This is a genomic window from Oceanisphaera psychrotolerans (assembly GCF_001870485.1).
In the GTDB taxonomy this organism is placed as follows: Bacteria; Pseudomonadota; Gammaproteobacteria; order Enterobacterales; family Aeromonadaceae; genus Oceanimonas; species Oceanimonas psychrotolerans.
Genome location: NZ_MDKE01000003.1, coordinates 1 through 17,155, shown reverse-complemented (window position 1 = coordinate 17,155; position 17,155 = coordinate 1). Strand labels below are relative to the sequence as shown.

The 17,155-nt window shown below is 61.8% G+C and carries 19 protein-coding genes and 1 pseudogene; 18 read left to right on the top strand and 2 right to left on the bottom strand.

The window, feature by feature from the left end; genetic code table 11:
* The first annotated feature begins 1 nt into the window (after window position 1).
* Genes rsxC through gloA form a run of 7 tightly spaced genes read left to right on the top strand, consistent with a single transcriptional unit; the run spans window position 2 to window position 5,873 of the window.
* Window positions 2-1,975, top strand: coding sequence for an electron transport complex subunit RsxC (rsxC, locus tag BFR47_RS01065; protein ID WP_245748741.1), 1,974 nt, complete (start codon window positions 2-4; stop codon window positions 1,973-1,975).
* Window positions 1,972-2,403, top strand: a complete 432-nt coding sequence (locus BFR47_RS18390; RefSeq protein WP_245748740.1) for a hypothetical protein — start codon at window positions 1,972-1,974, stop codon at window positions 2,401-2,403. Before rsxC ends, BFR47_RS18390 begins: the two co-directional genes overlap by 4 nt.
* Entirely contained in the window at window positions 2,403-3,452 is a 1,050-nt protein-coding gene (rsxD, locus tag BFR47_RS01060) for an electron transport complex subunit RsxD (protein ID WP_071471349.1), read from the top strand. Before BFR47_RS18390 ends, rsxD begins: the two co-directional genes overlap by 1 nt.
* Window positions 3,452-4,084, top strand: a complete 633-nt coding sequence (gene rsxG / locus BFR47_RS01055) for an electron transport complex subunit RsxG (protein ID WP_071471348.1) — start codon at window positions 3,452-3,454, stop codon at window positions 4,082-4,084. The genes rsxD and rsxG overlap by 1 nt, the downstream gene beginning before the upstream one ends.
* Entirely contained in the window at window positions 4,081-4,776 is a 696-nt protein-coding gene (locus BFR47_RS01050; RefSeq protein WP_071471347.1) for an electron transport complex subunit E, read from the top strand. Before rsxG ends, BFR47_RS01050 begins: the two co-directional genes overlap by 4 nt.
* Window positions 4,773-5,414, top strand: coding sequence for an endonuclease III (nth, locus tag BFR47_RS01045; protein WP_071471346.1), 642 nt, complete (start codon window positions 4,773-4,775; stop codon window positions 5,412-5,414). Before BFR47_RS01050 ends, nth begins: the two co-directional genes overlap by 4 nt.
* A 51-nt stretch (window positions 5,415-5,465) precedes the next feature.
* Window positions 5,466-5,873, top strand: a complete 408-nt coding sequence (gene gloA / locus BFR47_RS01040) for a lactoylglutathione lyase (protein ID WP_071471345.1) — start codon at window positions 5,466-5,468, stop codon at window positions 5,871-5,873.
* A gap of 238 nt (window positions 5,874-6,111) precedes the next feature.
* Here gloA and cysB read toward each other — a convergent pair whose 3' ends face one another.
* A complete protein-coding gene (gene cysB / locus BFR47_RS01035; protein ID WP_071471344.1) occupies window positions 6,112-7,086 on the bottom strand; it encodes an HTH-type transcriptional regulator CysB in 975 nt (324 codons plus the stop codon).
* Between the two features lie 208 nt (window positions 7,087-7,294).
* On the opposite strand from cysB, the gene BFR47_RS01030 reads away from it, so the two are divergent.
* Complete coding sequence (locus BFR47_RS01030) at window positions 7,295-8,059, top strand: DNA repair ATPase (protein ID WP_071471343.1); 765 nt, start codon at window positions 7,295-7,297, stop codon at window positions 8,057-8,059.
* Between the two features lie 5 nt (window positions 8,060-8,064).
* The gene (locus tag BFR47_RS01025; protein ID WP_245748739.1) at window positions 8,065-8,610 is read left to right on the top strand and encodes a VOC family protein; all 546 of its coding nucleotides are present in this window, start codon (window positions 8,065-8,067) and stop codon (window positions 8,608-8,610) included.
* 95 nt (window positions 8,611-8,705) lie between these two features.
* Here the strand turns inward: BFR47_RS01025 and BFR47_RS01020 are convergent, their stop codons facing one another.
* Window positions 8,706-9,974 (bottom strand): MFS transporter, encoded by a 1,269-nt coding sequence (locus tag BFR47_RS01020; protein ID WP_083398955.1) that lies wholly within the window; start codon window positions 9,972-9,974, stop codon window positions 8,706-8,708.
* Between the two features lie 89 nt (window positions 9,975-10,063).
* On the opposite strand from BFR47_RS01020, the gene BFR47_RS01015 reads away from it, so the two are divergent.
* From BFR47_RS01015 to BFR47_RS00975, 9 genes and pseudogenes are all read left to right on the top strand, one after another.
* Complete coding sequence (locus BFR47_RS01015; protein ID WP_139215071.1) at window positions 10,064-10,972, top strand: LysR family transcriptional regulator; 909 nt, start codon at window positions 10,064-10,066, stop codon at window positions 10,970-10,972.
* A 21-nt stretch (window positions 10,973-10,993) separates the two neighbouring features.
* Entirely contained in the window at window positions 10,994-11,593 is a 600-nt protein-coding gene (locus BFR47_RS01010) for a DUF2796 domain-containing protein (protein WP_071471341.1), read from the top strand.
* 6 nt (window positions 11,594-11,599) lie between these two features.
* Window positions 11,600-12,285, top strand: a pseudogene (locus BFR47_RS18060) (ABC transporter ATP-binding protein).
* Window positions 12,279-13,526 carry an ABC transporter permease gene (locus BFR47_RS01000; RefSeq protein ID WP_071471340.1) on the top strand — a complete coding sequence of 416 codons (1,248 nt, stop codon included), beginning with the start codon at window positions 12,279-12,281 and terminating at the stop codon, window positions 13,524-13,526. The pseudogene BFR47_RS18060 and the gene BFR47_RS01000 overlap by 7 nt, the downstream one beginning before the upstream one ends.
* Window positions 13,526-14,026: a DUF3299 domain-containing protein gene (locus BFR47_RS00995; RefSeq protein ID WP_425433981.1), complete on the top strand. Its 501-nt coding sequence runs from the start codon at window positions 13,526-13,528 to the stop codon at window positions 14,024-14,026. Before BFR47_RS01000 ends, BFR47_RS00995 begins: the two co-directional genes overlap by 1 nt.
* Window positions 14,027-14,404: 378 nt before the next feature.
* A complete protein-coding gene (locus tag BFR47_RS00990; RefSeq protein ID WP_139215068.1) occupies window positions 14,405-14,995 on the top strand; it encodes a sigma-70 family RNA polymerase sigma factor in 591 nt (196 codons plus the stop codon).
* Window positions 14,989-15,207 carry an anti-sigma factor family protein gene (locus tag BFR47_RS00985; RefSeq protein ID WP_071471338.1) on the top strand — a complete coding sequence of 73 codons (219 nt, stop codon included), beginning with the start codon at window positions 14,989-14,991 and terminating at the stop codon, window positions 15,205-15,207. The genes BFR47_RS00990 and BFR47_RS00985 overlap by 7 nt, the downstream gene beginning before the upstream one ends.
* Before the next feature lie 179 nt (window positions 15,208-15,386).
* Window positions 15,387-16,316, top strand: coding sequence for a tRNA-dihydrouridine synthase (locus BFR47_RS00980; RefSeq protein WP_071471337.1), 930 nt, complete (start codon window positions 15,387-15,389; stop codon window positions 16,314-16,316).
* A 289-nt stretch (window positions 16,317-16,605) separates the two neighbouring features.
* Window positions 16,606-16,977, top strand: coding sequence for a transcriptional regulator, TraR/DksA family protein (locus BFR47_RS00975; protein WP_071471336.1), 372 nt, complete (start codon window positions 16,606-16,608; stop codon window positions 16,975-16,977).
* Window positions 16,978-17,155: the final 178 nt, after the last annotated feature.

Sequence of the window (17,155 nt, the reverse complement as noted above, 5' to 3'; positions counted from 1 at the left end):
GATGTCGCTGTTACAGGATCTCAACGCAGGCAAGCTGCATACCTTTCATGGCGGCATTCATCCGCCCGAGCGCAAGGCGCCGGCCAACCTCACGCCCATCAGCCATGCCGGCCTGCCGGAAGAACTGATTTTGCAGGTGCGCCAGCACATCGGCCAGCCGGCCCGAGTCAAGGTACAAGTCGGTGAACGGGTGCTCAGGGGCCAGCCCCTGACCGAGCCACTCAACCCCATGATGGTACCGGTGCATGCGCCCACCTCGGGCACCGTGGCCGCCATCGAAGACCGCCCCCTGTGCCACCCCTCGGGGCTGGACGGTCTGTGCATCGTAGTCAAACCCGACGGCGAAGATCAGTGGCGCCCCCGCTATCCGATAGCCGACTTCCGCTTGCTGGGCGCCGACGTGCTGCTGGAGCGGATCCACCAGGCCGGGATCGCCGGCCTCGGCGGGGCCGGCTTTCCGGCCCACGTCAAGCTGAGACCCCGCAAGAAAAAAATAGAGGCCCTGATCATCAATGGGGTGGAATGCGAGCCCTATATCAGCGCCGACGATAGGCTGATGCGCGAGCACCCGGCCGAAATACTGATGGGCGTGGAGATACTGCGCCACATCGTGCAGCCGCAGCTCACCATTCTGGCGGTGGAAGACAACAAGCCCGAGGCGCTGGCGGCGCTGCGCGCGGTCAACCGGGACGAGAACCTGCTGATTGTGGCGGTGCCCACCAAGTACCCGTCCGGCGGTGAAAAACAGCTGATCGAAATCCTCACAGGCCTGCAGGTGCCCCGCAACGGCCTGCCCGCCGACATCGGCATCGTGGTGCAGAACGTGGGCACGGCTTATGCGGTCAAACAGGCCATCATCGACGACGAACCGCTGACCCGCCGGGTGGTTACCCTGGCAGGCGACGCCTTCGGCGAACCCGGCAATACCTGGGTGCACATCGGCACCCCGGTACGCCACCTGCTGCAACGCTACGGCCTGACGCCGGAGCCCGAGCAGCGCATCATCATGGGCGGCCCCATGATGGGCTTTACCCTGCACAGCGCCGCCGCCCCCATCATCAAGGGCAGCAACTGCTTGCTGGCACCCAGGCAGGCCGAGCTGGCGCCACCGGCGGAAGAAATGGCCTGCATTCGCTGCAGCAACTGCGCCGATGCCTGCCCCGCCAATCTGTTGCCCCAGCAGTTATACTGGTATGCCCGCAGCCAGGATCACGACAAGCTCAACAGCCACCACCTGTTCGACTGCATCGAATGCGGCGCCTGCGCCTATGTGTGCCCCAGCACCATACCGCTGGTGCAGTATTACCGGGTGGCCAAGGCCGATATTCGCCATGCGCAGCGCGAAGCCGAGCTGGCCGAACGTGCCAAACTGCGCTTCGAGGCCCGCCAGCAACGGCTGGCCCGGGAGAAAGAAGAGCGTCAGGCCCGACAGGCAAAAGCCGCCAGTGAGCGCAAGGCGCGCATGGCCGAACAGGCCAAAGCCGGGGGCGACGATCCGGTGGCCGCCGCCCTGGCCCGGGTCAAGGCCCGCCAGCAGGAGCAAGGCCCCGACGACATGGCCGCCGCCCGCACCGCCCGCAAGGAAGAAGCCCGCCGCAACCGGGAACTGAAGCAGGCCCAGGCCGCCGGGACCACTGACAACACGGCCACCGGCGATACGAATACCGCCCCCAACGACGGCGCCGCCAACGATAAAAAATCCGCCGTGGCCGCCGCCGTTGCCCGGGCCAAGGCCCGTAAAGCCGCGCAGGACGATGGTGTGCCAGCGTCTGCACCTGCCGATGACAGCGTCGCGGCCAAGGATAAAAAATCCGCCGTGGCCGACGCCGCAGCTCCGACAGACAACACCAACGACGACCCGAAAAAAGCCGCCGTGGCTGCTGCCGTGGCTCGTGCCAAGCGCGCAAGGCCGCACAGGAGGCGGGGGCAACCCCCAGGGCCGAGGCGCCGGCAGAGAAAACCGGCAGCGCAGTGACTGACGACGGCGCGTCGGCCGACGATAAAAAAGCCGCCGTGGCTGCTGCCGTCGCTCGAGCCAAGGCGCGCAAAGCCGCTCAGGAAGCGGATGCCACGCCCCAGTCGGAAGCGCCGGCGGCGCTTACCGGCGGTACGGCGACTGGCGACAGCGCCGCAGCCAACGACAAGCAAGCCGCCATCAAGGCCGCCGTCGCCCGGGCCAAGGCGCGCAAGGCCGAACAGGCCGCTGCCGCGGCAAAACCGGCATCCAGCACCGGGGCCGAACCGGCGAAAACCGAGGCGCCGGCACCGGCCGATGCCGCGGCTGACGACAAGAAAGCCGCCATCAAGGCCGCGGTCGCTCGCGCCAAAGCGCGCAAGGCCGCCCTGGCAGAAGCACAAAAACAGGCGGCATCCACCCCATCCGATCGAGAAGACGAGTCCTAATGGCGTTTACAATCAGCAGCTCACCCCATGATCGCGCTCCGCTCGACACCGCCACCCTGATGCGGCGGGTCTGTTACTGCCTGATACCGGGCATCCTTGCCCAGTGCTGGTTTTTCGGCTGGGGCAGCCTGATCCAAATCCTGCTGGCGGTGCTCACCGCCTACGGCGCCGAGGCGCTGGTACTGGCCCTGCGCGGTCGTCCTCTGCGCCAGCTGAAAGACAACTCGGCGCTGCTGACCGCCCTGCTGATCGGCATCGCCCTGCCGTCGCTGGCGCCCTGGTGGCTGGTGGTAATCGGCACCGCCTTCGCCATTATCGTGGCCAAGCAGCTTTATGGCGGCATCGGCCAGAACCTGTTCAATCCGGCCATGGTCGCCTACGTGCTGCTGCTGGTGTCGTTTCCGCTACACATGACCAGCTGGCTGCCGCCGCTGGAACTGCAGCTGTATCCGGTCACCTTCGCCGACAGCCTGTCTGCCATCTTCACCGGCTTTACCCTGGACGGTTTCAGCCCGCACCAGCTGCGCGAACTGGCCGATGGCACCACCATGGCCACCCCGCTCGACACCCTTAAAACCGGCTTTACCCAGGGTCATACCGGCGGCGAAATTCTGTCCTCCCCGGTATTCGGCGGCCTGGCCGGCATCGGCTGGCAGTGGGTCAACCTGGCCTATCTGGCCGGCGGTCTGATGCTGCTGCGGTTGAAACTCATCAGCTGGCCCATTCCGGTGGCCATTCTCGGCAGCCTGCTACTGTTCAGTCTGCTGGGCTTTCTGGTCGCCCCGGACGGCACCGCCAGCCCCATGATGCACCTGCTGTCGGGGGCCACCATGATCGGTGCCTTCTTCATCGCCACCGATCCGGTGTCGGCCTCCACCACCTTCCGCGGCCGTTTGATCTACGGCGTGCTGATCGGCCTGCTGATATACCTGATCCGCACCTTCGGCGGTTATCCGGACGCGGTGGCCTTCGCGGTACTGCTGGCCAACATTACGGTGCCGATGATCGATGCGCTGACCAAACCCACCACCTATGGAGCGGCCCGCTGATGCTGGACATGATGCGCAAGAACGGGTTGACGCTGGCGCTGTTCGCCCTCGGCTGCACCGCCTTCGTGGCTTTTACCCACAGCCTGACCAGAGACACCATCATCGAGCAGGAGCAGGCCCAGCTGTTGCGGGTGCTGGACGAGCTGCTGCCTGCCGACAGCCACGACGAGCCCCTGTTCGATCACTGCGTGATGCTGACCAGCGAGCCGTTCCTGGGCAGCCGCGATGCCCTGCCGGTGTTTACGGCGATGAAAGACGGTCAGCCCAGCGGCTATGCCATCGAGGCCGTGGCGCCCGACGGCTACAGCGGCGAGATCAAGCTGGTGGTGGGTATCAATATCGACGGCACCCTGAACGGGGTGCGGGTACTCAACCATAATGAAACCCCGGGCCTGGGTGACAAGATCGAGCTGAAAAAATCCTCCTGGGTACTCGACTTCAACGGCCAGTCGCTGCAGGGTGAAGAAGACCCCCGCTGGGCGGTACGCAGCGACGGCGGCCAGTTCGACGCCTTTACCGGCGCCACCATCACCCCCAGAGCCGTGGTCAAGGCAGTGCGCAAGGTGCTGATGCTGGTACAGCAGCAGCCCGGATTGCTGAGCCAGGCCCCTTCTTGTGGAGAATCCCTGTGAGCGAACAACACAAAGACATCATCCGCCAGGGGCTGTGGAGCAACAACCCGGCACTGGTGCAGATCCTGGGCCTCTGCCCGGTGCTGGCGGTAACCAGCACCCTGACCAACGCCATGGGGCTGGGCATCGCCACCATGCTGGTATTGATTGGCTCCAACCTCACCGTCTCTCTGGTGCGCCAGTGGGTGCCGGCTGAGGTGCGCATCCCCATCTATGTGATGATCATCGCCAGCCTGGTGACCAGCGTGCAGCTGCTGATGAACGCCTATACCTACGGGCTGTATCAGTCGCTGGGCATCTTTATTCCGCTGATCGTCACCAACTGCGTGATCATCGGCCGGGCCGAGGCCTTCGCCTCCAAGACCACCCCGGGGCTGGCGGCACTGGACGGCCTGATGATGGGCCTAGGCTTCACCGCCGTGCTGCTGGTCCTGGGCGGCCTGCGCGAACTGCTGGGCCAGGGTACCCTGTTCGACGGCGCCGAGCTGCTGCTGGGCGACTGGGCGGCGAGCCTGCGCATCGACGTATTGCACCTGGATAACGGCTTTCTGCTGGCGATACTGCCCCCCGGCGCCTTTATCGGCCTGGGACTGATGATCGCCGCCAAGAACTGGCTGGACGGCCGGCTGGCGGCCCGTCAGGCCCCGGCACCCAAGACCGAAGTTACCCGAGCGCGAGTTACCTCGTTATGAACATGGAAAAACGTCGCCAGATCCTGGAACGACTGCGGGCGGAAAATCCGCACCCCACCACCGAGCTGAATTTTCGCAACCCGTTCGAACTGCTGATTGCGGTGCTGCTGTCGGCCCAGGCCACGGACGTGAGCGTGAACAAGGCCACCATCGGCCTCTTTGCCGCCGGCCCCACTCCCGCCGCCATGCTGGCGCTGGGGGTAGAGGGCGTCAAGGAACACATCAAGACCATCGGTCTGTTCAACACCAAGGCCGAGAACGTGATCAAGACCTGCGCCATACTGCAGGAACAACACGGCGGCGAAGTACCGGAAAACCGGGAAGCGCTGGAAGCCCTGCCTGGCGTGGGCCGCAAAACCGCCAACGTGGTGCTCAACACCGCCTTCGGCTGGCCCACCATCGCCGTGGACACCCATATTTTCCGGCTGTCCAACCGCACCCGCTTCGCCCCGGGAAAAAACGTGGACGAAGTGGAGCTAAAGCTGCTGAAATGGGTGCCGGCGGAGTTCAAACAGGATGTGCACCACTGGTTTATCCTGCACGGACGCTACACCTGTCTGGCCCGCAAGCCGCGCTGCGGTTCTTGCGTGATCGAAGACCTGTGTGAATACAAAGAAAAACAATATCCCGATGGTTGATAGCCATAAAGGGAAACACCCGACCTTTACATCACTCTGGGAGTATTAATCATGCGTATACTGCACACCATGCTGCGCGTCGGCAATCTCGACAAGTCCATCGCCTTCTATACCGATATCATGGGCATGAAACTGCTGCGCACCAGCGAAAACACCGAATATCAGTACACTCTGGCCTTCGTCGGTTACGGCGAGGAAAAGGACGAGGCGGTGCTGGAGCTGACCTACAACTGGGGCACCGAGCAGTATGATCTGGGCAACGCCTATGGCCATATCGCCATCGAAGCCAACGACATCTACGGCATGTGCGAGCAGATCCGTGCCGCCGGCGGCAAGGTCACCCGCGAGCCGGGCCCGGTCAAGGGCGGCACCACCGTCATCGCCTTCGTGGAAGATCCGGACGGCTACAAGATTGAGCTGATTGCCAAAGACGACGCCGGCAAGGGCCTGGGGGAATAACTCCCGAGCCATAAACGGTAAGCCAAAAAAGGAGCCAAAGGCTCCTTTTCTTTGTCGTACCCGCATATCCCAACACCGATGTTTGGCTGGGCTCCAGACTAATCTGTAGGCGCCGCTTTAGCCGGCGCGAACCCACAAACGGCGCTGTGTTTGAAGAATCGGTGCTGTCCGCTCCGGCAGCTGAAGCGCCGGCTACAACACCAGAATACCCACACGGGGTCGGATCGCCTCACGCCAGTCAGCGTACCGGCAGTTCCACGTCTTCGAACAGCTTGTCGATTTCTTCCGGCGACTTCAGGGTGACCGCCCTGTCTACCCGCTCCCGGGTCAGGTGGGGGGCAAACCGTTCCATGAAGTCGTACATGTAGCTGCGCAGGAAAGTGCCCTTGCGAAAGCCTATCTTGGTGGTGCTGGAGGCAAACAGATGGCTGGCATCTATCGCCACCAGATCATTATCCTGCACCGGGTCCACCGCCATGCTGGCCAGCACGCCAATGCCAATGCCCAGTCGCACATAGGTCTTGATCACGTCGGCATCGGTGGCGGTAAACACCACCCTGGGCTCGAAGCCGGCCCGGCTGAACGCATTGTCCAGCTCTGAGCGACCGGTGAAGCCAAACACGTAGGTCACCAGCGAATAATGGGCAATATCGGCAATCTCCGGCTTGTCGATGGTGGCCAGCGGATGATCCCTCGGCACCAGAATGCAACGGTTCCAGTGGTAACAGGGCAGCATGATCAAGTCCTGATACAAATGCATCGCCTCGGTAGCAATGGCAAAGTCCGACGCGCCCTTGGCTACCGACTCGCTGATCTGCACCGGCGTGCCCTGATGCATGTGCAGCGACACCTTCGGGTAGCGTTTGATGAAACCCTTGATCACGTCCGGCAGTGCATAGCGGGCCTGGGTGTGGGTGGTCGAAATGTTGAGCGAGCCCTGATCCGGATGGGTATGCTGACTCGCCACCGCCTTGATGCTTTCGACCTTGCCCAGAATTTCGCTGGAAATACGGATGATGTCCTTGCCCGCCGGGGTCACCTGGGTCAGATGCTTGCCACTACGCTCAAACACCTGGATCCCCAGTTCATCTTCCAGCATCCGCACCTGCTTGCTGATCCCGGGTTGAGAGGTGTAGAGGCTCTCGGCGGTAGCGGACACGTTCAGATTGTGATTGGCAACTTCGACGATATAGCGCAACTGCTGCAGTTTCATGGCGGCTCAAGAATTAAGGTGACGTAGCTAAATATTATCAGACCCTGTACAAAGATCCTCTTTGTCATGTGCTAATAACCAGGAGTTATATGCTAATTGTCTGAACCATCATCGATTTTATGCCGTTAACCCGATGGACGTTAGCCAAAGCCCCATGACTGGGGTAACATTTCCTCCCTGTTTTCTACCCCAATCGAGCCGCCGACAGATGACGCTGACCCTGATCCTCATAGCCATAGGCGCCCTGCTGTTTCTGATCATTATCTACAATATTCTTCAACAGTACCGGCAGAAGCAGGAAGCAGAAAAGCGCACCTTGTTGCTCAAACACAAAAATATCATCAACGAAACCGATGAATTGCTGCTGCACGCCAGCCAGCTGCCGTTCAGCAAGGCGCTGGTGATGGTGCTGTACAATCGTATTCTGTACAGCCTGCAAACCATGCAGCAACAGGACCCAACCAGTGCCCAGATCAAATCTCGCCGGATCAATATCGAGCAACAGCTGCAGCAGGTAAAAGAACATTACCAGATGGAACAAACCACTCTGAAAGCGCCCGAGTCAGATCAGCAGGCGATTCATATGCTGCAAATCGTCAAACGGTTACGGGCCTTGCTGCGCATCGAGCACAACAAGGGCAAGCTGGGTAACCAGACCTTTGTGGTGGAAGATCGCCACCTGGAGCTGATGCAGCTCAAAATCAACCTGGTCAACCTGGCCAAGCGTGCCCAGATGGCGCTGAACAATAAAGACAGCAACATGGCTCGCCAGATGCTGACCAAAGGTCTGAGTGTGCTGGAACAGGTGCCCGACAAGGATGATCAGCTCAAGAGCCTCGAAGAAAACCTGCAACAACGACTGAGCGAGCTGACCCAGACACAGAGCCAGGCCATACAGGAGCAAAAAGCCCGCGCGGAAGAGCAGGAAAAGTCCGAACTCGATCTGTTGTTTGAGCCCAAGAAAAAATGGTGAGCCCGATGCCGATACTGGACGACGTGCTGGGCGATCACCGCCGTTTTCTGCATGCGCTGCAACAGGGCCTGTGCAGTCACGGCCTGCCGACGACCCTGGGCCCCATGGATCACGTCTGCTATCGGGCCGCCGACCAGCAGGAGTACCTGCAACTGCGTACCACTCTGTCCCGGTTCGGCGAATGCCTGGTAGAGGGCATGATTGGCAACAGGCCCATCATCACCTTTCAGCTGCATCAACCGCTGGCAAGCCCCTTCGGGCCGGTACCCTGCATCGAACTGGCCGCCCCCAAGGCCGGCAAGCCGCACTGGCACGGCCTGGAGCACGGCGAAATCGTGGTAAACAGCCTGGACCGCTTGCAGCAGGACTACCCGGAGGTGCCCTTCAACACCAGCGGGCTGCAGGGCCCGACACCCGAGCTGACCCTGTCCCTGCCGCCCTATCAGGTCAAGTTTCATCAACGCAGCCTGGCCGACACCATCGCCCTCGAAATCGCCCGCGGCGAGGTAGTGCCGGTACCCGTCGATTACTGGTTAAAAGACCGGCCATAAGCAATTCGCTGTAAACAAGACCACGCCGCCTGTAGGCCCGAATTTATTCGGGAAATGCTGCCATCGGCGGTGGGATCTTCCCGTTGAAACGGGGCCTACAAATGACTCGGGAAGCTACTCGTTTCCAGCTTGTCGCTTATGGCTGTTAACGTTGTGTTCCGTTCCCGGCGCAGCAGCCGCAGGCTGAGGCCCGCCGTCACCAGCAGCACCAGCATCATGCCCAGCGCCACCCCGGGCAGCCCGGCCCGGCTCCAGAAGGGATACAGATAAAGCCCGCCCAGGCTGGCGCCCAGATAGTAAAACACCAGATATAAAGACGACGCCAGTGCCCGGTGCTGCTGTACGCTACGCCCCACCCAGCTGCTGGCGCAGGCATGAGCCAGGAAGAAGGCGAAGCTGTCCACCAGCAGCGCCAGCAGTATCAGCGGCAGGCGTTCGCTGAGCAGGCCGAGATTGCCGACAGCCATGATGCCGATGGCCCCCAGCAGGGTGCGACACAGTCCGAAACGGTTGATCAGCCAGCCGCTGATGCCGGAGGCGAAGGTACCGGTAAGGTAGGTCAGAAACAGCAAACCCAGCGCCGCCGGCGCCATGTGGATGGGCGGCGCCGCCAGATAGAAGGCCACATAGGTGTACTGATTCAGGAACACCATGAAGTTGAGCCCGCCCACCAGATACACCGGCCACAGCAGCGGATTGCGGACATGGCCCAACAGCGCACTCATGCCCTCGTCTTTACCGGCTGGCACAAAATGCCGGGAAGCGGGCAGCCACTTCAGCAGCGGCAGCCACAGCAGCAGGCTGAGTGCGCCCAGCACCAGAAAGCTGGTCTGCCAGCCGCCGAACCATGGATCTCCCCCCAGTTCGCTCCACTGCTCTCCCCATTGTGCCAGCAAGCCACCGAATACCCGCCCGGCGATGCCGCCCAGAGAATTGGCGGCGATATAGATGCCGATGCTGGTCACCAGGGCCCTGGGGGTGAACTCCTCACCCATGTAGGCCACCGCCGTGGCCGGCAGCCCGGCCAGAAAAAAACCTTGCAGGCCCCGTGCCACCAGCAGCCAGCCGAAACCCGGCAATGATGCCATCACCAGGCTCAGCACTATGGCCACCAGCAGGCAACCCAGCATCACCGGCTTGCGCCCCCGCCGGTCGGCCACCCGGGCCCAGAACAGCAGGCCGACGGCCAGCCCCAGGGTGGATACAGACAAGGCCCAACTGGCGGACAGCGCCGACAGTTCGAAGTCCCGGGCCAGCAGCGGCAGCAGCGGCTGGGTCAGATAGAGATTGATGAACACCAGCATGGAGCCCAGGTCCAGTGCCAGGGTGGCACGCCACCAGAGTGGGGTTTTCAGATCGATCATGGCTTACTCCCGGAGCAGAACCTTGACCTTAATCCCCACCTGCGTATAAATGAAATATATAAAATTTATGACAAAAATAACCAAACCTTATGATTGAAACCAAATGGCTACGCCAGTTTGCCGCCGTGGCCCGGGAGGGCAGCATCACCCGCGCCGCCGAGCGGCTGCACCTGGCCCAGCCCGCCGTGACCATGACCATCAAGAAGCTGGAACAGCAGCTTGGCATCCGGTTGTTCGACCGTCGCCAGGGCCGCATGCAGCTCACCGCCGAAGGTGAGCGACTCCATCAGCACGCCGAGCAGATCCTCAACGCCCTCACCCTGGCAGAGCAGGACATGGCGGCACTGCACGACCTCAACAGCGGCGAAGTCTGTATCGGTATCCCCAGCATGCTGGGCTCCTTTTACTTTCCGCCGCTGTTGATGGCGTTCAAGCACAAGTATCCGGGGCTGTCGATACGGGTGATCGAAGCCGGCACCCAGGATGTACTGGCCCAACTGTGCCAGGGCCGGCTTGGGCTCGGCATTGTACTGACATCGACCCTGCCGCCGACCCTGACCGGCCAGCCCCTGCTGCGGGAAGAAATGGTGGCGGTGGTCAATGGCGATCATCCTGCCCGCCATCAGGCTGCCATCGCCATCGACGACTTTCTCGGTCAGGAGCTGGCGGTGTTTCGCCACGGTTTCTTTCACCGGGAATATATCGACGAAATGGCACGCCGGACCGGCATCCGCCCCCATATCGGCTTCGAGAGCAACCTGATCCCGCTGTTAAAGGCGGTGGTGCGCCAGGGCTTTGCCATCACCACCTTTCTGCGCATGGTGATCAAGGACGACCCCGACCTGTTCCCGGTATCTTTTGCCGAGCCCTACTTTCTCGACCTCTGCCTGGCCTGGCCCAACGACCGCCGCCTGTCCCGGGCCGAGCAGGCCTTTATCGACTTTATTCGAACGGAACATCGCCTCTTTACAGCTTCACCCGAAGACGTTATAACATAACAAAATCAACCGGAGTTTGTTATGTCGCTCAAACCGTTAGCCCTCGCCCTGCCCCTGTTGCCCTTCTGCCTGCTCGCCCAGCCTCTGCCCGGCGTACACGAACACGGTTTCGGCCGCCTCAGTCTGGCCCTGGATCAACAACAACTGGTGCTGGAGCTGCTGGTGCCGGCGGCGGACGTGGTCGGCTTCGAACATGCCCCCACCGATGAGGCGGAGCAAGCGCAGCTGACCGATGCACTCAAGCGGGTACAACAGGCCGACACGCTGTTTCATCTGTCCGAGGCCGCCGCCTGCCAGTTGAACACCAGCCGAGTGCTCGAGGAAGACACCGATGCCCATGAGCTGGAAGAACATGCTGACGAGCCCGAGCATAAGCATGGGCATCATGAAAACGAGCATGCCGATGAACATCATCATGAGCATCATGATGATGAACCTGGCCACAACGACGTGCTGGTGCAGTACCGCTATCGGTGCCAACAGCCCCTGGCGCTGAACCGACTCTCTACCACGCTGTTCGAGCAGTTTCCCAGCCTGACCCGTGTCGAGCTGCAGGGCATAGTGCCGGCCGGCCAGATAGCCACCACCCTCAGTCCCGAACAGCCTGCCTTCAGCTGGTAAGCGTTCATGAACACACTGATATCGATAACCAATCTCCGCTTCGCCTGGCCCGGTCAGCCCGCCATGCTGCAGATCCCGCATTTTGAACTGGCCGCCGGTGAGCGGCTTTTCATCAAGGGCCCCAGCGGCAGCGGCAAGAGCACCCTGCTCGGCCTGCTGGCCGGCATCCAGCAGGCCGACAGTGGCCAACTGCGGGTACTGGATCGGGAGCTGTCTCGCCTGTCGGGCCGGGAGCGGGATCGTTTTCGGGCCGACCATCTGGGCTACATCTTTCAGCAATTCAACCTGCTGCCCTTTCTGTCGGTCACCGAAAACGTCACCTCGGCCCTGATTTTCTCCCGTCACAAACGCCGCCGGTTGCAGGCTCCGCCACGGCCGAGGCCGAACGACTGCTGAGCGAGCTGCAACTGCCGCCGACGCTGTGGTCGCAGCCGGTGCACAAGTTAAGCATCGGCCAGCAACAGCGGGTGGCGGCGGCGCGCGCCTTGATTGGCCGCCCCGAGCTTATCATCGCCGACGAGCCCACCTCGGCGCTGGACGCCGACAGCCGGGCCACCTTTATCGAACTGCTGTTCCGGGAATGCCGCCGCCAGCACAGTACCCTGGTGTTTGTCAGCCACGACCCGGCCCTGGAGCCGCTGTTTTCCCGGGTCGTTTCCCTCTGTGAACTGAACGAGTCCGCAAAATGTTGATACTGGCATTGAAAAGTCTCTGGGCCCGGCGGCTGACCGCCGGCCTGACGCTGTCGGCCATCGCCATCAGCGTGATGCTGCTGGTGGGAGTGGAAAAAGTACGGGTGGAGCTGAAAGACAGCTTCGCCCGCACCCTGTCCGGCACCGATCTCATCGTCGGCGCCCGTACCGGCCAGATCAATCTGCTGCTGTATTCGGTGTTCCGTTTGGGTAACCCGACCAACAACATCAGCTGGGACAGCTACCAGCGTATCAGCCAGCAGAAACACGTGGCCTGGACCATTCCCATCGCCCTGGGCGACTCTCATAAGGGCTTTCGGGTGCTGGGCACCAACCAGGATTACTTCCGCCATTACGCCTATGGCCGCAACCAGCCACTGACAATGGCCGAGGGCCGCCCCTTCGGCGACACCTTCGAGGCGGTGATCGGCGCCGACGTGGCGAACACCCTGGGCTACCGGCCGGGCGATCCCCTCATCATCGCCCACGGCGCCGGCAACACCTCGTTCAGCCAGCACGACGACCTGCCCTTTACCCTGGTCGGCATTCTGGCGCCCACCGGCACCCCGGTCGACAAAACGGTGCATGTGCGACTGGACGGGCTGGAGGCCATCCATCTCGGTTGGCAGAGTGGCCGCCAGACCCGCTCGCTGTCACCCGAACAGCTCCGCGCCGCCGATCTCACCCCCGACTCCATTACCGCCTTTCTGGTGGGCATGAACAGCAAGGTGCAGATCTTCGGGCTGCAACGCGCCATCAACGGTTATCGGGCCGAGCCGCTGTCGGCCATTCTGCCGGGCAGCGCCCTGCACGAGCTGTGGATCCTGCTCGGCATCGCCGAGAAAGCCATCGCCTTCATCGCCCTGTTCGTGGTGGTGGCCGGCCTGCTGGGCATGCTGACCACCCTGCTGGCGGGGCTCTCGGCCCGCCGTCGGGAGCTGGCCATACTGCGCGCCCTGGGGGCCGGGCCGCGTCATCTCTTTGGCCTGCTGGCACTGGAAGCCGCCCTGCTCACCGCCCTTGGCGTATTGCTGGGCCTGGCGTTACTATATGGCTCGCTGCAACTGCTGGCCCCCCTGGTGCAGGCGCAATATGGTCTTTTGCTTTACCCGGGTCTGCCCGAGGCGGGCGAATGGCGTCTTGTGGGCCTGACCCTGCTGGCGGGCATGATCATCGGCCTGCTGCCGGCGGCACGGGCCTATGGGTATTCGGTTAACGACGGAATGAGTATCAACCACTGATGAAGTATCACACACTGATGAAATATATTGCCGTCTTGCTCGCCACTCTGGCGCTGCTGGCCCCCCGGGCCTGGGCCGACGACTATTCGCTGCTGGAATGGGACGATCTGATCCCGCTGGAAGAACAGCTGAATCCGCCGCCGTTTCCCGAGGTGGATCACGAGGATGAATTTGCCATTCCGGCCCAGCCCATCGGCAAGGTGGTGCCGACCCTGAACGGCCGCAAGGTGCGCCTGCCCGGTTTTGTGGTGCCGCTGGAAGGCGACAGCAAGCAGATCACCACCTTCTTGCTGGTACCCTACTTCGGTGCCTGCATTCACGTGCCGCCGCCGCCCACCAACCAGATAGTCCATGTGGAATACCCGACCGGCGCCCAGGTCGATGACCTCTGGGACGCGGTCTGGGTCACCGGCACCCTGCGCACCGTCGGCGCCAGCCATGAAATGGGCGACGCCGCCTATTCGCTGGAAGGCACCAGCGTGGAGCCCTACAACCTTTAATCTCGGGTCACAAATCTGCAGGTTGGTCGCCCCCTGCAAAGAGACGGCAAGGTTGCCGCCTCGATCACCCGGGTGCGCCCCAGCGCCTGCCGTTGGCAGGCCGCCCGCCGGGCCGGGTCTTCGATGCCGTCTTCTGCCTTGACAGTTCGATACTGACTCACAGAGCCGCTCTACGGTTTCATCTTTCCCTACCGGTTTCCCTGCAGGGGATTGGCTCGCTACCGTCGATAGCAAACACCAGCACTGTAATAAAGACGTCGCTGGCTGCGACTCTGTTACCACTACACAGACAAACAACACAGACAATTCTGGCGGCGCAACGCCGGTGGCGTTAGAGTCTAATTAATGGGAAAGGCCCGTCACCAAACAAGAGTCATTATGGATCAGAAACATAGCACCACACACCCACTGCTGTCCGAAGAGCTGCGTCGCCAGATGCTGCGGTTTGCCACCCTGCAGCTGAACGATGCCGCCCTGGCGGAAGACGCGGTACAGGAGGCGCTTCTCGGTGCCTTCAAGTACGCCGACAGTTTTACCGGCCGTGCGGCCTACAAGAACTGGGTGTTCGCCATTCTCAAGCACAAGATTGTCGATGTGATCCGCAAAAACCAGCGCCTGGTCACCATCAGCAGTCTCGGCAGCGACGACAGTTCGGATCTGGAAGAGCAATTGTTCAACCGCCGGGGCATGTGGCACAAGGAAGAGCGACCGGTGGAATGGAGCGCCCCCGAGAACAGCCGGGAAGACGACGAATTCTGGACCCTGTTCGAATTGTGCCTGGACAAGCTGCCGCCCAATCAGGGCCGCAGCTTCATGATGCGCGAGTTTGTCGGGCTGGAAAGCCATGAAATCTGCCGCGAGCTGGAATTGACCGTGAGCAACCTCAATGTGCTGATGTACCGGGCCCGGCTACGACTGCGCGAATGCCTGGAAAACACCTGGCAACAACAAGGAGACCGCCAATGCTGACCTGTCACAAAGCTACCCGATTAATGTCCGAAAGCCAGGATCGCCCGCTCAGTACCGGCGAAAAAATCTCGTTGGCACTGCACACCATGATGTGCAAGGGCTGTCGCAATTTCGAGCGGCAATTGCCGGTGATACGATCGCTGGCCAGAGCCTACGTCGCCAGGCCCGATGATAAATCGAGCGACAAACCCGACCAGGACCCCCAACGATGAAGGAAGCATGATGTGAGCCGTACGGCCTGAGCGGGAGACAAGAAGAAGAGGCAGCGGCGCTGCCTCTTTATACAACCACAGCCGCAGGCTTTGCTCCCCGCCCCCGCCAGGCTACAATCCCCGCTTTTGCCGCCTTTTTACCCATTCTTTGCCAACCTTTTTACCAAAGTAGAGTGACTATGCGCCTGATACTGGCCCCGATGGAAGGGGTGCTGGACCACCTGATGCGGGATCTGCTGACCCGCCTCAATCCCTTCGACCTGTGCGTAACCGAGTTTGTGCGCGTGGTCGACATGCGTCTGCCACCCCGGGTATTCTACCGGCTGTGTCCCGAGCTGCATCATGGATGCCGCACCCCGGCCGGTACCCCGGTGCGCATTCAGCTGCTGGGTCAGGAGCCGGACTGGTTGGCGGAAAACGCCGATCAGGCCTGTCGCCTCGGTGCCGAGGGCATCGATCTCAACTTCGGCTGCCCGGCCAAGACCGTGAACAAACACCGAGGCGGCGCCGCCCTGCTCGGAGACAGCGAACGGCTGTATCGCATCGCCCGGGCGGTGCGCGCCGCCGTGCCGGCGCACCTGCCGGTGAGCGCCAAGATCCGCCTGGGGCTGGAAGAACGGGACTCCTATCTGGAAAACAGTCAGGCCCTGGCCGAGGGCGGCATCAGCGAGCTGGCGGTGCATGCCCGCAGCAAGAAAGACGGCTATCGCCCCCCCGCCTGGTGGCCGCTGGTGGCCGAAATAAAACAGGCGCTGTCGATACCGGTGGTGGTGAACGGCGAAGTCTGGAACGCCGAACAGGCCGCGCTGGCGCAACAGCAAAGCGGCTGTCAGGACGTCATGCTGGGCCGGGGCGCACTGGCGCTGCCCAATCTGGCGGCCACCATCAAGCACGGCGCCGCGCCCATGAGCTGGTCGGCGGTGATCGCGCTATTGCTGGACTATTCGGCGCAGGAGGTGGAAGGCAACAAGGCCGTCTATTACCCCAACCGCATCAAGCAATGGCTGAGCTACCTCAAGCTGTACTACCCCGAAGCCCAGGATTTGTTCGGCCGTATTCGCACCCTGAAGCAAACCGACGATATTCGCCGGGTGTTGCGTGAGGGGTGAGGCGTTGGCCGTGAGGAGGACGTCATCTCCGCGAAAGCGGAGCTCCATGGCACTGGGCACTGGATTCCCGCCTTCGCGGGAATGACGCAGCAGAAGTAGCCGGCGCTTCAGCTGCCGGATCAGACGATGCCGATGCGACAGATATGGCATTGTTTGTCGGTTTGCGCCGGCTAAAGCCGCGCCTGCAGCCGAATGCGGCTCACTTATCCATTCTATTGATTTGCATCATGATGTTAACAAGTTACCAACCCTATACTGGCTGGCAACTTCCCTCCGACCGGATGTGATCATGAGCAGCAATATCACCCTATGCGAGCTGGAGCAGCGCCTGCAGGCGGAGGCGGCACAACGGCGTCAGGCTCTGTGGCAGGCATTGCAACCTCTGGATGCCTCTCTGGCCGCCGCCCTGCGGCAATTGCCACCGGACGAATGGGCCGACTACCCGGCACTGGCCGCCTGGCCACAGTTACAGCCTCAACTCAACGCCCTCAAACAGGTGGACGCCGCCCTGTGCCAGTGGCAGCTAGGCCTCTATGGCCTGTGCAGCGACTGCGAAGCGGAACTGACCGGGGATCAACTATGGCAGGATCCCTGCCGTCAGCGCTGCGATCCCTGCGAACAGAAATACCGCAAGGCCCAGCACGGCAGTTGGCAGCTATAACGTGAGGTGTGAGGTGTGAGGTGTGAGGTGTGAGGTGTGAGGTGTGAGGTGTGAGGTGTGAGGTGTGAGGTGTGAGGTGTATATCGTTGCACATCTTTAAAACTAAAAAAGCCGGCTTGCGCCTAATGCCGATCAGTTAAGCCAGATCGCTTGACGATCCCGCTCAGAAGATCAAAAT

Coding starts and splice junctions, on each gene's coding strand:
- rsxC (WP_245748741.1), top strand. CDS start 2: ATGTCGCTGTTACAGGATCTCAACGCAGGCAAGCTGCATACCTTTCAT.
- rsxD (WP_071471349.1), top strand. CDS start 2,403: ATGGCGTTTACAATCAGCAGCTCACCCCATGATCGCGCTCCGCTCGAC.
- rsxG (WP_071471348.1), top strand. CDS start 3,452: ATGCTGGACATGATGCGCAAGAACGGGTTGACGCTGGCGCTGTTCGCC.
- nth (WP_071471346.1), top strand. CDS start 4,773: ATGAACATGGAAAAACGTCGCCAGATCCTGGAACGACTGCGGGCGGAA.
- gloA (WP_071471345.1), top strand. CDS start 5,466: ATGCGTATACTGCACACCATGCTGCGCGTCGGCAATCTCGACAAGTCC.
- cysB (WP_071471344.1), bottom strand. CDS start 7,086: ATGAAACTGCAGCAGTTGCGCTATATCGTCGAAGTTGCCAATCACAAT.
- BFR47_RS01030 (WP_071471343.1), top strand. CDS start 7,295: ATGACGCTGACCCTGATCCTCATAGCCATAGGCGCCCTGCTGTTTCTG.
- BFR47_RS01025 (WP_245748739.1), top strand. CDS start 8,065: ATGCCGATACTGGACGACGTGCTGGGCGATCACCGCCGTTTTCTGCAT.
- BFR47_RS01020 (WP_083398955.1), bottom strand. CDS start 9,974: ATGATCGATCTGAAAACCCCACTCTGGTGGCGTGCCACCCTGGCACTG.
- BFR47_RS01015 (WP_139215071.1), top strand. CDS start 10,064: ATGATTGAAACCAAATGGCTACGCCAGTTTGCCGCCGTGGCCCGGGAG.
- BFR47_RS01010 (WP_071471341.1), top strand. CDS start 10,994: ATGTCGCTCAAACCGTTAGCCCTCGCCCTGCCCCTGTTGCCCTTCTGC.
- BFR47_RS01000 (WP_071471340.1), top strand. CDS start 12,279: ATGTTGATACTGGCATTGAAAAGTCTCTGGGCCCGGCGGCTGACCGCC.
- BFR47_RS00995 (WP_425433981.1), top strand. CDS start 13,526: ATGAAGTATCACACACTGATGAAATATATTGCCGTCTTGCTCGCCACT.
- BFR47_RS00990 (WP_139215068.1), top strand. CDS start 14,405: ATGGATCAGAAACATAGCACCACACACCCACTGCTGTCCGAAGAGCTG.
- BFR47_RS00985 (WP_071471338.1), top strand. CDS start 14,989: ATGCTGACCTGTCACAAAGCTACCCGATTAATGTCCGAAAGCCAGGAT.
- BFR47_RS00980 (WP_071471337.1), top strand. CDS start 15,387: ATGCGCCTGATACTGGCCCCGATGGAAGGGGTGCTGGACCACCTGATG.
- BFR47_RS00975 (WP_071471336.1), top strand. CDS start 16,606: ATGAGCAGCAATATCACCCTATGCGAGCTGGAGCAGCGCCTGCAGGCG.